The organism is Verrucomicrobiota bacterium (assembly GCA_027622555.1).
Classification (GTDB): domain Bacteria; phylum Verrucomicrobiota; class Verrucomicrobiia; order Opitutales; family UBA2995; genus UBA2995.
The window spans coordinates 1-20,682 of sequence record JAQBYJ010000094.1 but is presented as its reverse complement, the minus strand read 5'-3'; the positions used below and the strand labels follow the sequence as shown (position 1 = coordinate 20,682).

14 protein-coding genes are annotated in these 20,682 nt (G+C 50.1%); 4 read left to right on the top strand and 10 right to left on the bottom strand.

What is annotated here, in order from left to right:
- Window positions 1-123 precede the first annotated feature (123 nt).
- Complete coding sequence (locus tag O3C43_19390; GenBank protein MDA1068655.1) at window positions 124-2,292, bottom strand: PQQ-binding-like beta-propeller repeat protein; 2,169 nt, start codon at window positions 2,290-2,292, stop codon at window positions 124-126.
- A gap of 60 nt (window positions 2,293-2,352) precedes the next feature.
- On the opposite strand from O3C43_19390, the gene O3C43_19385 reads away from it, so the two are divergent.
- A complete protein-coding gene (locus O3C43_19385) occupies window positions 2,353-3,369 on the top strand; it encodes a zinc-binding dehydrogenase (protein MDA1068654.1) in 1,017 nt (338 codons plus the stop codon).
- 373 nt (window positions 3,370-3,742) lie between these two features.
- On the opposite strand, the gene O3C43_19380 is transcribed toward O3C43_19385, so the two are convergent.
- A complete protein-coding gene (locus O3C43_19380; GenBank protein ID MDA1068653.1) occupies window positions 3,743-5,866 on the bottom strand; it encodes a TonB-dependent receptor in 2,124 nt (707 codons plus the stop codon).
- 114 nt (window positions 5,867-5,980) lie between these two features.
- Window positions 5,981-6,292, bottom strand: a complete 312-nt coding sequence (locus O3C43_19375; GenBank protein ID MDA1068652.1) for a hypothetical protein — start codon at window positions 6,290-6,292, stop codon at window positions 5,981-5,983.
- Between the two features lie 251 nt (window positions 6,293-6,543).
- Between O3C43_19375 and O3C43_19370 the strand changes: the two genes are divergently transcribed.
- Window positions 6,544-8,079, top strand: a complete 1,536-nt coding sequence (locus tag O3C43_19370) for a PQQ-like beta-propeller repeat protein (protein MDA1068651.1) — start codon at window positions 6,544-6,546, stop codon at window positions 8,077-8,079.
- Between the two features lie 236 nt (window positions 8,080-8,315).
- Here O3C43_19370 and O3C43_19365 read toward each other — a convergent pair whose 3' ends face one another.
- The 7 genes from O3C43_19365 to O3C43_19335 all read right to left on the bottom strand — a co-directional run bounded on the left by O3C43_19365 (window position 8,316) and on the right by O3C43_19335 (window position 19,698).
- Window positions 8,316-9,500 (bottom strand): PQQ-dependent sugar dehydrogenase, encoded by a 1,185-nt coding sequence (locus O3C43_19365; GenBank protein ID MDA1068650.1) that lies wholly within the window; start codon window positions 9,498-9,500, stop codon window positions 8,316-8,318.
- Window positions 9,501-9,854: 354 nt separating this feature from the next.
- Entirely contained in the window at window positions 9,855-11,144 is a 1,290-nt protein-coding gene (locus O3C43_19360; protein MDA1068649.1) for a twin-arginine translocation signal domain-containing protein, read from the bottom strand.
- A 132-nt stretch (window positions 11,145-11,276) separates the two neighbouring features.
- Entirely contained in the window at window positions 11,277-12,665 is a 1,389-nt protein-coding gene (locus tag O3C43_19355) for an FAD-binding oxidoreductase (protein MDA1068648.1), read from the bottom strand.
- Between the two features lie 37 nt (window positions 12,666-12,702).
- The gene (locus tag O3C43_19350) at window positions 12,703-13,095 is read right to left on the bottom strand and encodes a cupin domain-containing protein (protein ID MDA1068647.1); all 393 of its coding nucleotides are present in this window, start codon (window positions 13,093-13,095) and stop codon (window positions 12,703-12,705) included.
- A gap of 263 nt (window positions 13,096-13,358) precedes the next feature.
- Window positions 13,359-16,511, bottom strand: coding sequence for a BTAD domain-containing putative transcriptional regulator (locus O3C43_19345; protein MDA1068646.1), 3,153 nt, complete (start codon window positions 16,509-16,511; stop codon window positions 13,359-13,361).
- A 441-nt stretch (window positions 16,512-16,952) separates the two neighbouring features.
- A complete protein-coding gene (locus O3C43_19340; protein ID MDA1068645.1) occupies window positions 16,953-18,359 on the bottom strand; it encodes a Gfo/Idh/MocA family oxidoreductase in 1,407 nt (468 codons plus the stop codon).
- Window positions 18,360-18,384: 25 nt separating this feature from the next.
- On the bottom strand, window positions 18,385-19,698 hold the full coding sequence (locus O3C43_19335) for a Gfo/Idh/MocA family oxidoreductase (protein MDA1068644.1): 1,314 nt from the start codon (window positions 19,696-19,698) through the stop codon (window positions 18,385-18,387).
- A gap of 415 nt (window positions 19,699-20,113) precedes the next feature.
- On the opposite strand from O3C43_19335, the gene O3C43_19330 reads away from it, so the two are divergent.
- Together O3C43_19330 and O3C43_19325 are read left to right on the top strand one after the other, a co-directional pair.
- Window positions 20,114-20,371 (top strand): LacI family DNA-binding transcriptional regulator, encoded by a 258-nt coding sequence (locus O3C43_19330; GenBank protein ID MDA1068643.1) that lies wholly within the window; start codon window positions 20,114-20,116, stop codon window positions 20,369-20,371.
- Window positions 20,372-20,448: 77 nt separating this feature from the next.
- Window positions 20,449-20,682: transposase (locus O3C43_19325; protein MDA1068642.1), on the top strand; the 234-nt coding region annotated here is incomplete at its 3' end.

Here is a 20,682-nt window from a genome sequence, read left to right as displayed (position 1 = left end):
GTGGAGACCTTTGACGATAAATCAACGACTTACGTACAAATCAGCCCCCAATCGGCCAAGTCGGGCTAGGGGAAGAAAAGAGGGAACAGGTTCCCGCCCCTGACTTTGATATACAAACCTTCCTCAGGGCAAAGCAAACGCAACAAACACATCCGCCATCGGTTGTCCCCTTCCGCCACCACAGGCAATGACTACGTATTGTTTGCCATTTACCATGTAGGTTGACGGGGTCGCAAATCCGGGGACCGGGAGTTTCCTCTTCCAGATCTCCTCGCCGGTTTCCTGATCGTAACCGCGGAAGTAGCCATCGAGGTTTGCAGCAATCAACACGATTCCTCCAGCAGTAACGATGGGACCACCCCAGCTATGCCTGCCAGTCGGCGGCAGGCCTCGTTCGAGGAGTTCCGGGTATTCGCCAAACGTCTTTTGCCAGAGGTATTCTCCGGTATTGAGATCGACGGCGTTCATGGTTCCCCACGGAGGTTTGATAGCGGGATATCCTTTCGAATCAAGCCACATGGAATTTCCGGTATGCGTGTAAGGAATGGGAGAACTTGTGCTTTGCTGATTATCCGATTCATCGTCGGTCGAAACATCCGGTGACTCGATGTAACGGATTAATTGGTACAGGTCCTTTCCAGGCAGATGTCGAAAGGGAGGCATGGCTGCGCTTCCCTGGATTATTTTATCCTTAATATCGTTCGAGCTCATGCGTTCACTGATCCCAATCATAGTTGGTACGAGTTGGCCAAAGGCGTTTCCACCCGTCAGGTCAATCCCATGGCAGGCGATGCAATTTTGTTTATAAAGGTTTTCGCCGACCGACGCTCTTTCGGAGAGGGTGATCATCGTCAACATCGCTGGCGTTTCATTGGAATTGAAATAGAGCACACCTTTCGGGTCCATTGCTCCGCCGCCCCATTCAGCTCCTCCCCACATACCTGGTAAAACTATGGTATCGGTTTTTTCGCTCGGTGGCATCCACGGAACGTGTGGAAGCACCGTACTGTATTTAATCAGGATTTCCGAGTGCGACTCCGGTGAGATGTCCGTGATTTCATCAACGGTCATTTGTTCTCGAACAAACGGAGCTGGTTTGGTTGGTTTGGGTTGGGTGGGCCAGTCGACTTCGCCGGGCATTTGAGAGCGAGGAACCGGTGCCTCCTCGATGGGGAATAGCGGTTCGCCTGTTACGCGATTGAATACGAAAATGTATCCGTGCTTTGTCAGTTGAGAGACGGCAGGAATCTCTTCTCCGTTACGCTTTACGGTAAAAAGATTTGGAGGAGATGGCAGATCGTAGTCCAAAAGATCGTGATGGACGATTTGGTAATGCCAGACGCGTTTACCTGTTTTTGCGTCGAGGCAAAGCAAGGTGTTGGCGAATAAATTGGCACCGATGCGATCGCCTCCATAGTAATCGAAGGTGGGCGACCCGGTAGGGCAGTAGACCAGTCCACGTTCCTCATCGAGGGAAAGACCGGTCCACAAGTTGCTACCACCAGATGTTTTATACGCTTCAGGCGGCCAGGTGTCGTAGCCAAATTCACCCGGATGAGGGATGGTGTTGAAACGCCAGGCCTGTTCACCCGTCTTAACATTAAACGCACGAATATGCCCCGGAGCTGAGGGGTACGATGGGGACACGCGGCTCCCCATAATATATAGATCCTTAAAAATGATTCCAGGGGAAGTGGAAGTGTAGCTGAGCGTCTCGATATCTCGGCCGAGTCCTTTCTTGAGATCAATACGTCCGGCATCGCCGAATGACTCGATCAGCTTGCCCGACTCTGCATTGATGGCATACAGGTAATTTTCTGATACGTAGAGGATACGCTCCTCCCTGCCATCGGTCCAATAGGTGAGTCCTCGATTTACGCCTGAGCGGTTGACCTGGCCATTACGTGCCCGCTCTTCAAACGGATCGAAGCGCCAACGTTCTTCTCCCGTGGCTGCATTGAGGGCAAATACCATCAGCAAGGCGTTCGTTCCGTATAGGGTGCTATCTATTATCAACGGATTACACTCCAACTGGTTTCCATTGGATGCTGGTCGCTCCCTCATACTAAAGGTCCAAGCCACTTCCAGGTCCTGTATATTGCCTTTATTTATTTGGTCCAGCGAGGAGTACTGGCTTGAGGAATTGTCTCCGAGATAAACCGGCCAATCTGTATTCTGTTTTTCTCTCTGCTCCCCGCATCCCAAGAGTATACAAGTGATGCTGATGAGGAAACTGGTTTGTTTAATACGAAGGATATCCACGGAATTTTTGTCCTCCAAGATGGCAACCAAGTCAAGGTTGGTGATTGAAGGTCATTGACTCAAGTTAGGCAGAGGCGATTGTTTTTGATTATGAAAGCAGGTCGTTTTGTAGGTCCACGGAAAGTTGAATTGATTGATGTTCCATTACCCGAGATGGGTGAGAACGAGGTCCGTTTCAAAATAGAAGCATCCTGTCTTTGTGGATCGGATTCTCCATTGTTCAATTACGATTTTGAAAAACTCAAAAGAGAGGGTAAACAATGCATTACCCATTACATCGATTATGAACAGGATTCCATTTATCCAATGCCAATCGGTTTGTCACTTCATGAGTGCGTCGGAACGGTTACGGAGAGTCGATCATCCCGTTTTAAGGTAGGTGACTTTGTTCTAGGTGTACCGGTGATGCAGCGCGGTTTTTTTGAATACCTGACCCTGCCGGAAGAACGCATATATCCCATGCCAAGCGGACCTGTATCCAAACAAGAGGTGCTCATGAGTCAGCCGCTTGGAACCATCCTTTTTGGATTCCGGAAACTTCCTGATATTAGCGGAAAATCAGTTGTGGTGATTGGCCAAGGCCCCATTGGCCTCATGATGAACAGTGTGTTAAGAAACCTCGGAGCCCGTCAGATCATTGGTATCGATAATCTCGCTTACCGAACGGAAGTGGGTAGGCAGATGGGTGCCACGGATGTTATTGATAGCTCAATAGAGGATACCCGCGAAAAGGTTAAGCAGCTGACTGAAGGTGCTGGAGCGGATATTGTGTTAGAAGCGGCCGGGCATCATGAATTGTCCATCGATCTTGCGGTCGATCTGGTTGCTCACGACGGACACGTCATGCAATTTGGTGTTACCGACCATACCTATATGGATCATTACCCTGCCGGGAAGTTGTTCTATAAGAACGTGTCGCTTCACAACTCGGTCGGAGCCTATTATGAAAAGGACTTTGTTGAAGCCTCACGGCAGATTGCTTCTGGTGAGGTGGATGTGAAGCCTTTGCTCACACATACTTTCAAACTGGATCAAGTTCAGAAGGCGTATGAAACCTACGTCGATCGATCGGATAACGCGTTGAAAGTGTTGTTGGATTTCTCGTAGTGGCCAAAGCATTTTCGGCGTCAAAGTAACAAATCAGATGATATCTTAGATTTCGTTTCCGGCGCGCATCTGAATCCCGCAGTGACAATTGGCTTTTTCATTGCTCGGCGCATGAATGGATGCGAGGTGCTTCATTATATTGGGAGTAGTTTATCGGAGCCATTCTAGCTAGCGTAACTCTAAGACTTTTATTCCTGGGAAATAGCCCACTGGGTGCTACGTTGCCAGCGGGGTCCGCTTGGCAGCCCTTTGTCCTCGAAATCGACATTACCGGGATGCTGATGTATGTAATTCTGAGTGTTTCAACCGGAGCTAAAGAAAAAGGGATTACGGCTGCCATTGTACGCGTGAAGAGGGTTGTTGTGTGGCAATGTCAAAAGAAGATCCGAATGCCTAACTCTACGCTGCGACCTGGGAGGGGTACCAAATCTTTAACAAAGGAAGTGTGGGGTCGGGCTTCTTCGTTCGATAGATTTCGGCCAACGGCAAATAACTCGATGGCGCTTTCCCCGAAGTCAACCTGGTAAGTGATGTCGGCGAATATCAGAGTGTAACTATCAGTGGGGGTTTCTTCGAAGGCTAAGTGGCTGGCCCTGGCGTGATATCGTGTGCCCAGTCCAAGTGACCAGGAGCCTGCCTCGTAGCCGAAGCGACCGCCAATCCGGCGTGTCGGAATACGGGGGAGATTGCTGCCTTCGGTTGTATTTGTAGCGCGCGTCTGGTCGATGGTGATATCGAAATGAAAGCGTTGCTCGGGCGTATCCACGATGTGAATGCGTAGGTCGAACTCATAGCCGTGGATATCGGCATCTACCGCTTCTGCCTTGAGAATGTCGAGACCCCCATTTTCGGCGTCGGGATATAGGTTTTCGAATATCTCATGATCGACGTGCTCCATGAAAATGTAGTCCTGAAAGTCGGAGTAGAAGAGGGTGAACTCTCCGGTTAGGTAGCCGAAGGATTTTCTCCATGACATATCGATGCTCAAGGACTGTTCTTTCCCTAAGTCCGGATTACCTATCTCGAAGGATCCTGATCCAATGTGGGGTCCGAAGGCATATAGCTCAGCGGCATTGGGTGCCCGTTCATTGAATGAAAGATTCGTAGCGAATGTACTGTTGTCTTCGAATCTTCGAAGCACTCCAGCTGAAAAATTGTAGGTCGTCTCATCCGCATTGTTGAGGGGTTCTTCAGTGGGATCGAGCTTCTGGTGCCCGATGCGTCCGCCGAATTCCAGGGCGCCCCAAAGGGTTTCGAGTCGTTCCACGGTAAAAAGGGCGTAGTCGTGCTTCTCGTTGCTTGGGATAAACGCCTCCTCCCCTATGGCTGCGAAGGATTCATTTTTAACAGCGAGGCCCAGAGCTCCCGACCAATCGCCTATTGGGCGATGAATGCCAGATAAGCGAAGATCAAACCCGTCTCGTTTAAAAATGGTGCCGATTTCCCGATCGTCAGGCTCCCCTTCCAGTTCGGTGTGTTGGTAGTCACCGTAACCCGCGTCGAGTTCGACCGATTTGAAAAAACCTCCGAGTTCGGCCCATTCAATTCGCAACGCAGAACGTCGGTTTTTAAGATCGATCGCGACACTCCCTTCTTCTTTCTCCCTTTCCTCTTCATGATCTACGGCTTCGTCATGTTCTTCCTCATGACCGTGGCTGTGTGAGTGGCCGGGTACTCCGTAGAAGGAATCGAGTTGGGTGTAGGAGAAACTATAGCCTGTGGATTCGCTAAACCATCCTGCTCCCACCGCGACGGTTTCGGATTCGGCAAAGCTGTTTTCGAGCGAGCCGAAGATTTCATTTTCGTGTTCTTCCTCATTCTCCGACGCCCGCAGGAAAGCGGATTCTGCGTAGCCGGGAATGTCATAATCCACCGACTTGCGTTTGAAGTAGTTGAGGCTCCAGGCGAATCCACCTTGACCACCCTGGACAGAAACGCCACCTGACTTCTCTTCGGATACGAAACCGTATTTAAACTCCGCTTCGCCAGTGATACCCTCTAGTGCTTCGCGTGGTAGGGATTTATCGATTACGTTAACCACGCCACCGATGGCTGCGTTTCCGTAGAGCAGCGAGGCAGGTCCACGCACCACTTCGATTTTGTTAATCATGAGTGGTTCTACCGCTACTCCGTGATCAGGACTGGTGAACGATACATCAAAGGTGTCGGTACCGTTTTGTAGGATGCTTACCCGATCGCCGTCGAAACCCCGGATGATCGGACGGCCAGCGCCCGGCGCATAGCTGGAGCTGTGAATACCTGGTTGGCCGTCGAGGGTCGCGCCGAGTGAAGATTGACGGCTACGCCGGAGTTCGGCGGTAGCGACATAACTGTTCGGAACCACCACATCCTGCTGACGCAGAGCAAAGGGACTGGCGGTGATATTGACTTGTTGAAGATCAAAAATCTCATTGTTGGGCCCGTCTGGTTGAGCGAATATGGAAAGTGGGGACGCAAAAATGCTAAGAAAAATAATTGTTTTACGATACTGTTGCACAGTTTTATTACAGGGACATAGCCTGTTTATCTTCAGAATTAAAGTGTGAATCACATGCCAATGCATGACGGTAAATATTCCGACATAGCCTAAGTTGGCAGGGGCAATTATACGTTACCTGAAGTGATTCGGAGGACTTCGCGCGGCGTGCTTGGCTATCGGAGGCGCTTCCTCTAAATAATCCGTTTGAGCTTCAACCGTTTCAACGACTTCAAAGGTACTCCAGCGGAGCGGTTCAGTATCTTGAAAAATCCCATCTGCAAGCATGGCTATTGTGCAAACGTGATCGTCGCCTGTTACAGGATCCGATTGATTTTCAGTTGAAGAGCAACATTGGTGGCGCTCACAATCGCCGATACCGTGTAACCAACCATGCAACTGTGGACTGGCAATCGCGAACTGAGCCAGGAGTAGTTCAAGGACCAAGAGTAAGGTGATACTTTTTCCCTGTAGCCCCGATGTGCATTGGGATACTTTTTTTATAAATCTGCTACCACCGACCATGTTAACGACATCGTGATAGTTGCTTCATCAGTGTCAATAAATTTGATGTTACAGAAGCGTGAAATTTGCCCTTATCATCAAACTTTTGTGGGCAGTTTTGTGAAAATGATTTACTCCAGTTGCTCAATGCCGAATATGCAAAGCTCAAAATATTACCGCAATTTCTTTGAATTATGAGCCGAACAAAATCTTATCCAACCCGTTGGTGGCCTCTCGTTGTTATTTGGATTCTTGCGTTCGGTGTCTGGATCTATTTTGCACTCACGAACCAGAACAATCGGCAGGTGCAGGTTATGTCGTCTATTGCTATTATGGTGGCTTCCGGCGGCTTATCGATGATGTGGCTACTCGCTTTGTCGCGGTTGCCATGGAAGGTGCGGTTGAAGGGGCTTGGGGTTGTCGTTGGATTGCTTTTAGTCTTCGCCGCAACCTTTCGTGTCGAAGGTGTTTACGGAGATTTGATTCCGATTGTGAAATTCCGGTGGTCGGGTGCTGAGGAAAAAATTGCGGTTGGTGTAGCCGATTCAACTCAGGAATTAATAGGTAGTTATCCTCAGTTTCTTGGGCCTACCCGGGACACCAAAGTAAATGGAATTAAACTCGATCCTGATTGGGGATCTCATCCTCCCGAAATGATTTGGAAACAACCGATTGGTGAAGCCTGGTCCGGATTTTCCGTAGTGGGTAATCGTGCGATCACTCAAGAGCAGGATGGCGAAGAAGAGCTAGTCGTTTGTTATGAATTACTGACAGGGGAGAAGATTTGGGAGCATCGATATCCTGCTTTTTTTAATAATCCCATTGGAGGGGTTGGTCCACGAGCGACTCCGACTATTGAGGAGGATCGAGTTTACGTACTGGGAGCGGTGGGCGACTTTATGTGCCTGGATCTTGTAAAGGGTGATCCAATTTGGAGTTTTAACGTATTGGAGAAACACGGAGCCTCTCTTCCGGAGTGGGGTATGGCTGGATCGCCTCTCATTTATGAGAATCTCGTGATTCTATCGGTTGGTGGAAGGAATGGTCACTCACTGGTCGCTTATGATAAACAAACAGGTGGTTTTGTGTGGAGTGGGGGAAGTGATAAAGTACATTGGAGCTCACCGGTTGTATATGAAGTTGCCGGAAAGATTCAGATTTTGGCTTTCAACAATTCGGCTTTGTTCGCGCACGATGTAAGCGATGGAACCGTCTTGTGGGAATATCCCTGGGAAACAAAAGGCCAGCCTCATGTGGCCGTGCCAATCCTGGCACCTGGAGATCGGATACTGCTCTCCAGCGGTTATGGCAAAGGCGCTGAGCTTATACAGATTTCGAACAACGCTGATGGCGAACAATCGGTTGAGCGGGTCTGGCGAACCCTTCACCTGAAGGCCAAATTTAACAACTACTTCTTTAAAGATGGGTATGTGTATGGATTGGATGACGGCATGCTAACCTGTATCGATGTTGAGAAAGGTCGAAGGACCTGGAAAAAAGGCCGGTATGGGCATGGGCAAAACATTTTAGTCGATAACCTGATGCTTCTCACTACTGAACGGGGCGAAGTTCTCTTGATCGAACCCATTCCGGAAGAGCCACGAGTCCTAGCTTCTTTTGAAGCGCTGGAAGGAAAGAGTTGGAATCCGCCTGCGTTGGTCGGTGAATACCTTTTGCTCCGCAATCACCTGGAAGCAGCGTTGTACCGGTTACCATTGTTGGAAGAGTAACTGACCAGGGTAGGGACAGATTGCCAAGCTGTCCGGAAATTTGTCGAAAGATTATCGGTCGCCGCGGCGAGGCAGCCGAACCTGTTTACACGAAGTTCCTAATTTGTAGGAGCTGCTTTAGCTGCGATTTCCCGGGAATGCCAAGCCCCAGCTTGGCATCTTTTGTAGCACTGAACATTGACACCCTTAACCCAAAGCAAGAGTATGAGGACGAGTAAGAGGGCGAGTAAGTTTTTCTACTTCTTTCCCACCCATCGCAGTCGATACACTTTATTTCCCGTATCATCGCTGAAAAGAAGAGAACCATCGGGGGCCTGAACGCAGTCGACTGGGCGGCCCAGGACTTCGTCCCCTTTCAAGAAACTTACCATAGCTTGTTCACCATAGGGTTTTCCGTCTTCGAAGAGGATGCGTGCCAAGCGGTAGCCGACTTTTTCGGTAGCATTCCAGCCTCCTTTTTGGGCGACAAAGGCGTCGCCATGCGCGCCAGGAATTTTGTTTCCGCGATAAAAGGTAAGAGAGTTGGCTGAGCTGTGAGCTGCCATCGTCCACTCTGGAATCGTTGCCATTCTTGCGTAGTCCATCAGCTTGGGATGATCGATAAACATGAGGTTGGGCATGTTCTTTCCTACCACCCATGGATGTCCATAAAACTTACCTTCCTGATAATGATTCAACTCGGCCGGAGGATTATGGTCGGTGATCGGCTGTCCTTCCGTCGCGTGGTTTTCGCCCTCCATTCCCCATGCCATTTGGTCGATATCGTGATCGACACCCCAGATTTCGTCGGTTCCGGGGCGAACTACCAGTTTCTCGGAATTCCGTATTCCTGATGCGAACAGTTTTTTGTCACTCCCATTCAATTTGAACGACCAGATTTTCTTACGTTCGGAGGCATCGATAGGTTCATCAGTGGCATTGGTTTGATCGCCCACATGAGTGTATATACGACCCTTATGGATGAGCAGTGCGCGCCATCGGTGACCCGTGGGCTTGCCAGTAGGTAGATCATCCTCGCCTAAGATTTCTTCCTCCAGGTCTGCCTTGCCGTCGGCATCTGTATCTTTGGCGCGTGAAATCGCATTCAACTGCGAAAAATACAACCAACCGTTGTGTAACTGAATGCCTTGGAGTCTTGTATTTGCGTCCTTGCCTTCGATGAAGGGTGTTATGGATTCATACTTTCCGTCGCCATCTAGATCCTTGCAGGCGAGGATTTTTCCTTCGGCAATCACACTCACATACAAGGTTCCATCGGTATCCAATGCCATAAATCGAGGCTTCTTGATCGTATCTTCGGCAACCGTTAATTCGAAGCCATCACGAACCCAGACACCGTCGGGTACTTCTGCGAAGGCGAAATGTGGAAAGAAAGCGAATAGGAACAATGAGATACAAGATATAATGGGACGTTTGATCATTACGCGTTTTTTAGATAATTCTTTTGTTGGAGCAAATTTATTCGCGACATTATGTTATTGTGCCAAGCTGGGTCTCGGCATTCCTCGGAAAAGTCTCGAATAAATCTGCTCTCGTTTCTTCTGCCTTCTGCAGGAAAAACTCGCTACAATCTTAAAGCTACCTGGCGTATTTCGCATATTCGGAAACATGTTTGCCCAGGTAGTTCACCCACTTCCCTTGAACAAAATGAGCTATGCCGAAATCGCGGATGACATTCTGATCAGTCTGCAAAGATACTCAAAATCATTGTAAGCCTTGAAATTACTAGATGCTCACAACTTGGCCTCAAGTATGGAAATCACAGGTATCGTCCATTATGTGACCAGAGTATGCGTCTTGATATAGTCGGGGTCGATGTTGACGCCGAGGCCCGCGCCCATTGGGACTTTGATGAATCCATCGATACTTTCAAAGGGTTCTGCTTTGCTTTCAACCGGAACGGTGGTGCCGTTGGCATCTCGAGTGTGGAACATCTTGAATTCGTGATATTCGGAGGCGGCGGGGCAGACAGACACCATTTGCAGCATGTAGACATAACCCAGACCACCTCCCGAAATGTGGGGTGTAATCTTGAGCCCGGCAGCTTCGGCCATGCGGGCCACTTGCATGGTGCGAATCATGCCTCCGTAGTAAAACAGGTCAGGTTGCACGATCTGGAAAACTTCGTTACCGATCAGGTAACGGAAGGCATGCACGCCAAACTCCTCCTCGCCTCCGGCCATGGGAATACTCAGTGCCTGTTCCACCTGTTTTTGTTCTTCGTACCAATCCCAGGGGATCGGTTCTTCGTAGAAATAGTAATTATACTCTTCGAGTATCTTTCCAATACGGATGGCTTCCTTCACATCGTAGGTCCCATTGCCGTCGATCATGAGGACCATGTCGTCTCCAAACAGCTCCCGGGCCATGCGGATAAGCTTTTCGGTACGGCCCGGGGCGTTTTCGTTGTTCACGCCCAGATTGTCACCACGTCCGGCGCGGATTTTTATAGCCTTGGCCTTGGTTTCTTCCCAGTCCTGTTTGACGAGCTCGAGAGAGACTTCCGGTTCTTTGAGACGCAGGTCTCCCAGGCGTGTGCCCAGGTAGATGGAGATATCCGGAGTCGTTAAGTCGCCTATCAATAGTCCGGCCGGCCTGTTGGCGATGTTGCCTAGCATGTCGAGGATGGCGAATTCGATGGAGGCAATCTGCACGCAGAGTGGAATGCCTTGCCTTTTAATATTATGCTCGTGGGCGTTGTAGATAAGTTGATCCAGGTCGCGCGCATCCTTGCCGGCAAAATATTGATGCAAATTGTGCATAAACGCCGGCCAACTTGACTTGGCAATAAACGGATGCCCGATGGAAACACCCTCCGCGCCATCTTTCGAGCGCACCCGGCAGATGCAGTTGTCCCGGTCGCGAAGCAGTTCGAGGCTTTCGATGATTACCGGGTCGGGGAACAACTCCCGCTTCAGCACCGGTTGTTTGAGTACGGCATCGAGAACGGAATAGTCGGTTTTAGCTGCGCCTGACTTTGAACTGCAAGATGCCAGGGGTAGGGTTGCTGAAGCGGCTCCAGCAAGGGTTGCTGATTTAAGAAAGTTTCTTCGAGTTGTTTTCATAATTTAGGGCTTATCTATCCTCCCTAAACAGGATCAGAATGCAACTCAGACTTGTTGGTAGGTGATCTATTCCACTTCCCAGCCCTTGCGAACCGACTCTTTAATGTATTAATCGGTTATTTCCCTAACCAATCATTTTTCGGGAGGGACTATATTCTGATTCAGATTAAACACATTGTCCGGGTCGTACTTGGACTTTATCGCAAGTAGACGATCATAGTTCGGGCCAAAACCATCTTTGATGCGATCCGTTTCTTCACTTGTCATGAAATTGATATAGACTCCGGGCGCTGCGAACGGCTTGGTCGCGGCAAAGAGATCTCGAGCCCACTGGATACAGAATTCATCGTCCCCTTCTTCCCGCCACCGGCCGTGCATGTTCACCACGTATTTGGTATGCCTGTGGCTATAGGCGGTAGCCTCTGGAGCCATCGAACCGCATACACCTTCAATATGGGCGAAGAAGATCTCGCACTCTGGATGCGGCAAGGCGGACGCATATTCGATCATGGTGTCGAGAAAGGGATCAGACAAATCAGTAAAGTTGTGTGACTTCCAGTAGTTGCGAGCCCCCTCGGTAAGCAACGGATCAAATGCCTGTTGCCAACCGGCAAAGGGCATCTCGCCAGCGTGCACGCCTACAGGATTTCCGAAGGATTTTAATGTATCCACGAATCCCTGGCCTTCGGCGGCATCGCCGTTATGACAAAGTGCCAGTACCAGGACATCCTGCCCGTGGACTTCTTCCAGGAGAAATGGCAAGGGAGGAGCTTTGCGCAATACAACCCAAACCGCCGTACCCAGTGGCAAGGTTGGTGCATATTCACGGTATTTCTGAAGCACGGTCATTCGCTCCTCGGCTGGAAAGACGATTAAACCCGCGGTTACCATACTCATGGGGTGAGCTTGAAAGGTCCAGCGTGTGACGATGCCGAAGTTGCCTCCGCCACCTCGCAAAGCCCAAAACAGATCGGAGTTTTCCGTCTCGCTGGCTTCCAGAACATCTCCGCCAGCCGTTACGATCTGCACTGAGAGCAAGTTATCCGAAGTCATACCGTGCTTTCGCGTCATCCAGCCGATACCGCCTCCAAGAGCAAGACCGCTAATGCCAGTGGTGGAATTGATTCCCGTCGGCACCGCCAGTCCGAATTCCTTGGTCTCGTGGTCGATATCACCAAGCATCGTCCCCGGACCGGCTGTCACGGTATTCGTGTCAGGATTCACGGATACAGCTCGTAAAGCTGATAGATCGACCATAAGTCGATTGTCGGCGATTGCAGTTCCAGCGATATTATGCCCCGCACCGCGGACAGAGATTTCCATCCCCGTCTCCTTGGCAAACGCGAGACAGGCTTTCACGTCGGCGACTCCACTGCAGCGAACGATGACCGATGGGCGGCGACTGATCATGCCATTCCAAATGGCGCGGACTTCATCGAAGTTAGACGAATCAGGAAATACGATTTCTCCGCGCACGGAGGCTTTCAATGTGTCGAAATTAGGTTGGGTGGGTGTTGTCATGATTTAAGTGTTATGGATTAATTCTTGTTTTTAAATATTACTTTTCTCCAGTGAGCTTGGCGTGCATGTGATTCATTACGGCACAGTGATCGGCTTCGGGGCTGAACAGGATGACTTCCGCATCTACTCCGACTTTTACCGTGTGGCCAGGAGGCCAATAAAAGAGGTCGCCGCCAGAAATGATTTCTTCCGCTCCATCGGTATAGGTGATCGTAACTTCGCCTTCTATCATATAGCCCCAGTGTGGGGACTGGCAAAGATCGTTCTCCAATCCTTGTAGCAGAGGCGCAATGTCGGTACCCGCGCTGAGCGAGAAATATTCGCCGGCGATCTTTCCATAACCAGTGGCGTCACCGAAGTTAAGGACCTGGCGAGCGATTGCTCCGGGAACATCGAGTTTAACGGGAACATCTGATTTTGAGATATGCATTATCTTTTATTGTTTTATGTATGTTGAGAAGGGGTTGGTTGGAGTTAAGTTAGCATTCTAGCAGCAAAGCGTTTGCTAAGCGTTCCGTGGACCGTTCTTTTCGAAAAAAAACTCCGAAAATCCTAGAATTACCGTTCCGTGGGCGTTTAATCTTCGAGAAAACGGTTCGCCGCTTTTAAATCCTGGCTTTCAAAGCCTTCGCTGAATCTGCCGTATACCTCCTCGAGCTGCCTTCTGCTCTCGTTGGATCTATCGGATCCCTTTCAGAGCTTCGCCAGACTCAGTGCCGCTCGCAATTCAAGTAACAAGCTCTCTTGCTTGCGAGCAATGTTCAACGCCTGCTTGTAAAGCTCGTTCACCTCACTGTTCGATTTACCGCAGGCAAGCAATAGTTCACCACGAACCCGAAGCAATTCAGCGTCGAAGAAAGTCTCATCACTTTTTGTCAATGTGCCTTCCAGTGTATCTATTATACTGACTCCCTGTTCGGGTTCTCCCAGGTGCTGATAGGCTTGAGCCATAAGAACCAAAAAAGAGGAGAGGCTAATCGTATGGTTCCGCTCTACGCAGAGGTCGAAATTCTTCCGCATTCGAACCAGTCCCTCACGACCATCCTCTTGCAGAACCTGTAGGTAGCCTTGCATCATTTCGCAGCGTGTTTCCCAAAACGAGAGTTGGTGCTCGATGCTAAGTACCTTGAATTTCTCTACGCATTGCTTCGTCAGTTCAAGGTCCCCGATGCTCAAGCAAACCTGTCCGCTAAAGCTCAGCACGTAACCTTCTGTGTGTGGATGATCCAGGGAACGGGCAAGTGCGATTGCTTCAGCGACATACGCAGCCCCACGATCCAGTTGCCCAAGAAAAACCAGACTCCAGCCGAGGCGACAAAGACAAATAGCTTTGGGATCCTGAGCGTACTGAGCTATATGGATAGGACTCAAGGACGAGTCATAGCGTTCGATTGATCTTTCGAGGTGTTCCCGGCTTTCCAGAAATCGTCCAAGCCAAAAGGTTGCCACTCCAAGGACGTATTCTGACTCCACATTTAGAATCTCGTCCTGATTATCTTTGTAATAGGTGCCCAGCTTCCCGGCTAATTCCAAAGTCTCGTGCAAATTTCCAAATACCAGATTGTAGAGGGCCAAAGCGCGTAGAACCGGAGCCGACGTGGGCCGGTTCAAGAGCGAACAAAGTTCCTGCGAACGCTCGTATACGCGCTGAACACCCGGGGCCTGGTAGCCATACTCTGCTACATGGCAAACGCCCAAGGCAGTGCAGAAATCGAGCTCCTTTTCCAGGTTTTCCATGGTCGAGGGTAGGCGGCTCAGAAGCCCCAAAGCTTTTTCGAAAAGACGTATAGCCTCTCTCGTGGCATGCAACTCTTTTGCCGAGTGTCCGGCTTTCCGGTAGGCTTCGATCGCTTTGCTGACCTGACCCGCTTCCTCGTAATGCGATGCGAGTTGAGCCATCACCGTATCAAGATTCGTTTCGAAAAATGTCTCCAAAACATCGGAAGACTTCCGGTGTAGTAAACGGCGTTTTGGCGTACTGATCTGCTTGTAAGTCACCTCCCGCAGTTTGTCGTGGGTAAAGTCATACATCCCCGCCTCTTGCTCGCGGATGATTCGTTTTTCCCAAAGCTCGTCGAGCAAAGCAATGGTCTCGTCCTCGGACTTTCCGCTTACATCGACCAGCATCTCGATTGTGAACGCTCGTCCAAATACCGCTGCGATTCGTGAAAGCTCCAGAGCCTCATGAGATAACTGGGCCAAGCGCGTCGTGAAGACAGCGTGCACTTTCTGTGGTAAGGTCGCCGAAAACTCCAGTGCTCCTTTCGAGTCGAGCGAATGATCCAAGCGATTTCGCAGACCCGCACGCACACTTTCGACCACGAAAAGCGGATTCCCTTCGGTCGTCTCATAGAGCCGGGCAATCTCGCGAGAGCTAAGTTCGTGTCCCGCGACTCCTGAGGCGATCAAGGCTGCCTCCTCTGCCGAAATCGGGCCAAGCTGGATTTGGCTCAACTGGCCATCCCGACTCAATTCCCTCATCATGTGTTGCAACGGATGATCCTGTGTCAGCTCCTCTTCGCGAATCGTACCCGTGATGAGAAGTTTTCCCGCAGGAGCGAAACGTAGTAAAAAGCGTAACCACTCAAGCGATTCCTGATCCGTCCATTGCATGTCGTCGAGCAGGAGCATCACCGGCTCGTCCTTGGCAAGGATCGCCCGCGACAGGGCTTCGAACAGAAGATGCCGCTGCGAATTCCCCTGCTCAGTGGACGAATCCGGAAGATCTGGGAACTTCGCACGAAGCTCCGGCATTACGCGGGCGACCTCTGAGAGCCAAACGGGTTCGAGTTTTGCCAGTGCAGGATACAGCTCTGCCGAACGCATCCATTGGCAAACAGGAGCGTATGCAAGCCGTCCTTCCGCTGAGTAGGACCGAGTTCGGCAGGTTGCCACACCCTGTCGAGCGAGCGATACGTAAAGCTCTTCCGCCAAGCGGGATTTTCCAATTCCAGCCTCTCCGATCAAAACGATCAAATGTGCCTGACCCGATAGCGCAATCTTCCAGGCGTCTCTAAGCTGTTTCCACTCTGCTTGCCGTCCTTGCAAAGGGAGCTCAGGTTCAGCAACGGAGCCTGCTTGCGAGTTACTTTCAGACTCCAGCGGTTCCTCTTTAAGCAACTTGCGATGTTGCTCGTTCGTGCGCTCGCTCGTCGATACATCGAGCTCCTTACGTAAGACCGTTTCACAATCCCGAAACACCTTCAGTGCCTTTGCTCGGTCGCCACTAAGCGAATACAGTCGCATCAATGCTCGGTAGGTTTTCTCTTGTGTTGGTTCGAACTGTCGCTGCTTCTCACAATACCTAATTGCCTCAGTGTAGTTGCGGTTACCCTCATGACAGTCTACTGCAGATTGCAACGCCAACCCGTACCGCTGACGCAAATCTTCCCGCTCCTCTTCCACCCAGTCATCATAGTGACCGGGCAACAAGTCGCCCCGGTAGAGTTCGATTGCTCTTTCAAATCGTGCGGTCGCAACCGGAAGATCCCCTCGCTTACAAGCGATGCGCGCCGAAGAATCTGCCTCCTCGAACAAATCGACGTCCAGCTCTACCTCTGATTTCCATTCGATCGTCTTCGTATTCGCTTCGATGAGAGAGTCTGCATCCGGTAAAGCCTTACGTAACTCGTGCAACAAGTGACGGAAATTTGTGAGTGCCTGCTTCTCGGTGGATTCCGGCCAGAACTGATAAGCGAGCCGTGACCGCGAAAGCGGCGTGCCCCGCTTCATGAGGAGGAATGCAAGGAGCGTTCTCAGACGAACCGTGTCGATCGCTGGATACGGAGATTCATCTAGTGAGAGAACAAATTCTCCGAGTAATTGGACTTTAAGTTTTGCAGGCAAAAGGAGAAGGTTGAAGGCAATCAAATTGAATGGCTTCTGAACTTTCAAGAATACAGTCAGAAAATACCATCTAGAAACCCTCCGGGGTTTCTGATCATTCTTCCACTTTGTTTCAATCGAGTGGGATGAGAGCAGATTAGTCCAATTCCTTTACCGAGAAGGAACCAAAAAAGTGGAAGACCTGGTTGTTTGATAGTATTTAATGAGGTTTCGATTCAGGGTCGTGCCCAGGACTTTGTGCAAGCTGGAAAATGGCAGGGTAACGAATGGGGCCGAAGGTAACGAGACCGATATACTCGATACGGGCGTTTACGTTCTGTAAATCGGAGCGGAGATCGACACCTCCTGCATGCGGGCGTGGAAATCAATAATCGGGCGATCTCCGGGAGCCGGTACCAGGTAAATATTCAAAACCGCCTGCCTATAAAAGCTGAACCAGCTCTAAACCACTTCCCAGCCTTTTCGAACCGGCTCTTTGATAAACCTGTCAGCGTCCGGTAGTCCAATCGCCTTCATATTCTTGGCGTCCCACTTTATTTTGGCGCCACCCATGCGAACGGACAACACACCCAATAGTGCGATTTCAGTCAGGCGTGCGGAATACTCAAAGTTAGCACTGGAGGCCGGTCCACCCTTGATGGCTTCGATCCAATCACTGTGGTGACCACTGACTCTTCGAATCGATTTCTTGGGTTTGTCGATTGAGCCACGCAGTTCCTGCGGGAAGATCCGTGGGCTTCCACCTGCACCATCACATTGGATGGTTCCCTTACTGCCTTCAAAGAGAAGGCCGCGTTTGGACAGTTCGAAATTATCGGGGAATGACTCATGATGAGCTGGACGACCAGAACCTGCATACCAGGTGATCTTCATATCTTTTTGTTTTCCATTGGCCTTAAAATCGAAGTAGCCGAGTTCTCCGTGCGGAGCGATCTCCTCGTTGCTCTGGCCGATAGGATAAATCTGAACCGTTTCGGGTATCTTCAGATCGTAGGCCCATACGGTGGCGTCCATATCATGACAGGCGAAGTCACCGATCGCGCCGCAGCCAAAACGCCAGAAGTCGCGCCATTTTACCGGCGTATAGTCTTCATGGTAAGGGATGGATTCCCTTGGTCCCAACCACAGGTCCCAATCGAAATTGGGTTGAGGAATGGTACTGCCCAAAGGCATATCGTGAAGTCCATTGGTCCAGCGGGTTGCGTGGCACCAGGAGTGCGCTTGAGTAACGTCTCCAATAGCTCCGGCTTTCAGGAGTTCTACTACTTGGCGAATTCCTTCCGAACTGTGTCCCATGTTACCCATTTGGGTGGCTACGCCGGTCTCTTTGGCGATCTCCGCAAGCTTACAGTTTTCCCAGAGGTTGTGCGCCATGGGTTTTTCAACGTAAACATGCTTTCCAGCGCGCATGGCATTGGAAGCTACAAAGGCGTGCGTGTGGTCAGGAGTTGCGCAGAGGATCGCATCGAGTGACGTTTCCTTCTCCAGCATCTCCCGGAAGTCGACGTATTCGCCCACTTTGAAGTTGGGAGTCTTTTTCTGATAGTGCTCTTCAATCTCGTCTTTGACAGGACCGCGGCCTGCTATATCGCGATAGTAAAAGGAGTTGAGATTCCAGTATTCCGCCGGATCAGCAATAGCTGTTACCTGTACATCGTCCAACTGGAGTAGCTGGCGCATATTGTGTTGCCCCTGTCCTCCGCAACCAACGATGCCTACGTTAACCTTTTCACTGGGTGCCACAAAATTGGCGCCGCCTAAAACGTGGCGAGGAATTATCATTGGAAAAGACAACACCGCTGTAGTCGTAGCGGCAGTCTTCACGAATTTTCGTCGGGATACTGACATGGATGAAGAACGATTATTTTGTTTTTTAAACTAACTTGGTGACGCCCGGGATGGCCACTTCAGCTAAAGGATAGTCTCCAAACTTCCATTCTTTCGGAGTCAGATCAAGCTTCGATGCGTTCATCGCCCACTCCCATTTAAGGGCACGACCTGAGTAAGCGGCCATCCGACCAAGTATGGCGGTCATAGTGCTTTGTGCTATGCGCTCACCCTCGTTGATAGCCTTACTGTTACGAATGGAGTCCAGCGTATCTGCGTATTCGACGACAGCTGGATTTGGAGTAGGTCCGTTATATTCCCAGTTGGTCTTTCCAGAGATCGTTGCATTTGCGAAACTCGACTTCAGTTGGCCTTTTGTTCCAAACATGACCAAATCGTTGCGACCGCTAATGCCGTCCATTTGTGCACCCAGGTGGGTAACACGTGCGCCGTTCGGATATTCGTATTCAATGGAAATATTGTCCCATACATTCGGGTAGGCGGGACCGGTTCGTGACTGACGACCACCGGTGCCAATAACTTGGACGGGGTGTCCGCCCATGATCCAGTCAACGATGTCCAGGTTGTGAACATGTTGTTCCACGATGAAGTCTCCGGACGACCAGGTGCAAAACAGCCAGCGGCGTAGTTGCCACTCCATGTCGGACCATTCAGGTCTTCGGACGGCTTCGCTTTCCCGCCAATCAGAGAGGGCTCCACCCAGGCGGGTGGACTGGCCGCTCATGATATCACCCATCGCACCGCTACGGACTTGTTCAACCAGTGCTTGAAAATGTCTTCCCCGGCGCATCTGAGTACCGGCTACTACAGTCAGGCCTTTTTTCTCAGCCAGCTTGGAGGTTTCAATAATGTGCTTCACGCCTGCTGGATCTACCGCAACCGGCTTCTCAATGAAACAGTGTTTGCCCGCTTCAACAGCCGCTCTGAAATGGAGAGGGCGGAATACAGGCGGTGTGGTTAATATGATGAGATCCACGTCGCTCGCGATGACCTTCTTGTAAGCATCGAAGCCGTGGAACATGTTCTCCTTTTTGACCTTGTAGATTTGATCGAAGGGCAGTTCCCGGCGTGCGAAGCTGGCCTTGATCTTATCCTTGGCCTGGTCGAGGTGATCTTTGAATAGATCACCCATGGCCACGAGCTCGATATTCTGGTCTGCGTTAGCACAGTCAGTGATGCCGGCTCCACAACCACGACCTCCCAAGCCGATCAGGCCGACACGAATTTTTTCCTGATGATGATTGCCATATACGCGGGGAACGTTTGCCAGCAATGAAGCCACTCCTGCAGCTCCGGTTGTTTTAATAAATCTGCGACGGGATATTGGATCGATACTCATAATATGTTTGAGGTGAAATGGATTCTGCTACCTTAACTTAGTTTGTCAAAATTACTATAAGAGAATTCCGAAGGAAAAGACTATCCTGAATTCGTGAGATAAAATTGAATAAAAAGATGGAACCTGTTGGGGTTCAGTGGCTAAAGTAGCCTTGATTCTCTGGCTGCTCAGAAAATAATCGAGGAGTTAGGGGAAACGTATTTGGGGTGTTCTCCAATTCCGTTCAAATAATAATCATTTGATTAGAACTTTCAGGATTCAATCTATTCCTGAATGGTTCCGAATTGGTCGCCAACGAGGACTGTCAATACGCTTTGATTGACAGTCCCGACTTAGACGCAAATTATCGGGATTTGCCATTAAATGTTCGGTAGTCTCCTTTCTTCTCGCAGACATTATTCTAGAGAAGCTTATTATGTCTGAGTCTCCTACAATCGAATTCATTGCCAAGAAGGCAGGTGTAGCAAAATCAACGGTTTCACTTGCGCTGAGAAATAGCCCGAAGCTTCTGGAGCAAACGCGATCGAGGATTCAAAAGATCGCTCAAGAACTCGGATATAAACCGAATCCATTGGTCAGTGCACAGATGGCCCATATTCGCAGTCACAAGTCGCAAAAATCGGTTACCACCATTGGCTTTTTAAATACCTGGTTTGATGAGACTCAGCCATAGCAGCATAGCAGGGGTCAGTCCAATTAATCATGATTAATGGTTGACTCGGTGAGTAAGATTCAGTGCTTTGACCAACCATGGCTCGAAAACTTAGAATTCAATACGCGGGCGCCTTTTATCACGTGATCAACCGAGGTAACTATCGATCTTGGATTTTCGAAACCGCTGGAGCGCGTCATAGTTTTTTGGAGTGCCTCGGTCTGAGCTGTAAAGCCAAGGGCTGGAGGTTGCATGCCTGGTGTCTGATGGGCAACCACTACCATTTGCTCATTGAAACACCCGAACCCAATTTGGTCGAAGGGATGAAGTGG

Bases quoted from the DNA above. Each gene is read 5' to 3' on its own strand.
- O3C43_19385 (MDA1068654.1), top strand. From the start codon at position 2,353: ATGAAAGCAGGTCGTTTTGTAGGTCCACGGAAAGTTGAATTGATTGAT.
- O3C43_19370 (MDA1068651.1), top strand. From the start codon at position 6,544: ATGAGCCGAACAAAATCTTATCCAACCCGTTGGTGGCCTCTCGTTGTT.
- O3C43_19365 (MDA1068650.1), bottom strand. From the start codon at position 9,500: ATGATCAAACGTCCCATTATATCTTGTATCTCATTGTTCCTATTCGCT.
- O3C43_19360 (MDA1068649.1), bottom strand. From the start codon at position 11,144: ATGAAAACAACTCGAAGAAACTTTCTTAAATCAGCAACCCTTGCTGGA.
- O3C43_19355 (MDA1068648.1), bottom strand. From the start codon at position 12,665: ATGACAACACCCACCCAACCTAATTTCGACACATTGAAAGCCTCCGTG.
- O3C43_19350 (MDA1068647.1), bottom strand. From the start codon at position 13,095: ATGCATATCTCAAAATCAGATGTTCCCGTTAAACTCGATGTTCCCGGA.
- O3C43_19340 (MDA1068645.1), bottom strand. From the start codon at position 18,359: ATGTCAGTATCCCGACGAAAATTCGTGAAGACTGCCGCTACGACTACA.
- O3C43_19335 (MDA1068644.1), bottom strand. From the start codon at position 19,698: ATGAGTATCGATCCAATATCCCGTCGCAGATTTATTAAAACAACCGGA.
- O3C43_19330 (MDA1068643.1), top strand. From the start codon at position 20,114: ATGTCTGAGTCTCCTACAATCGAATTCATTGCCAAGAAGGCAGGTGTA.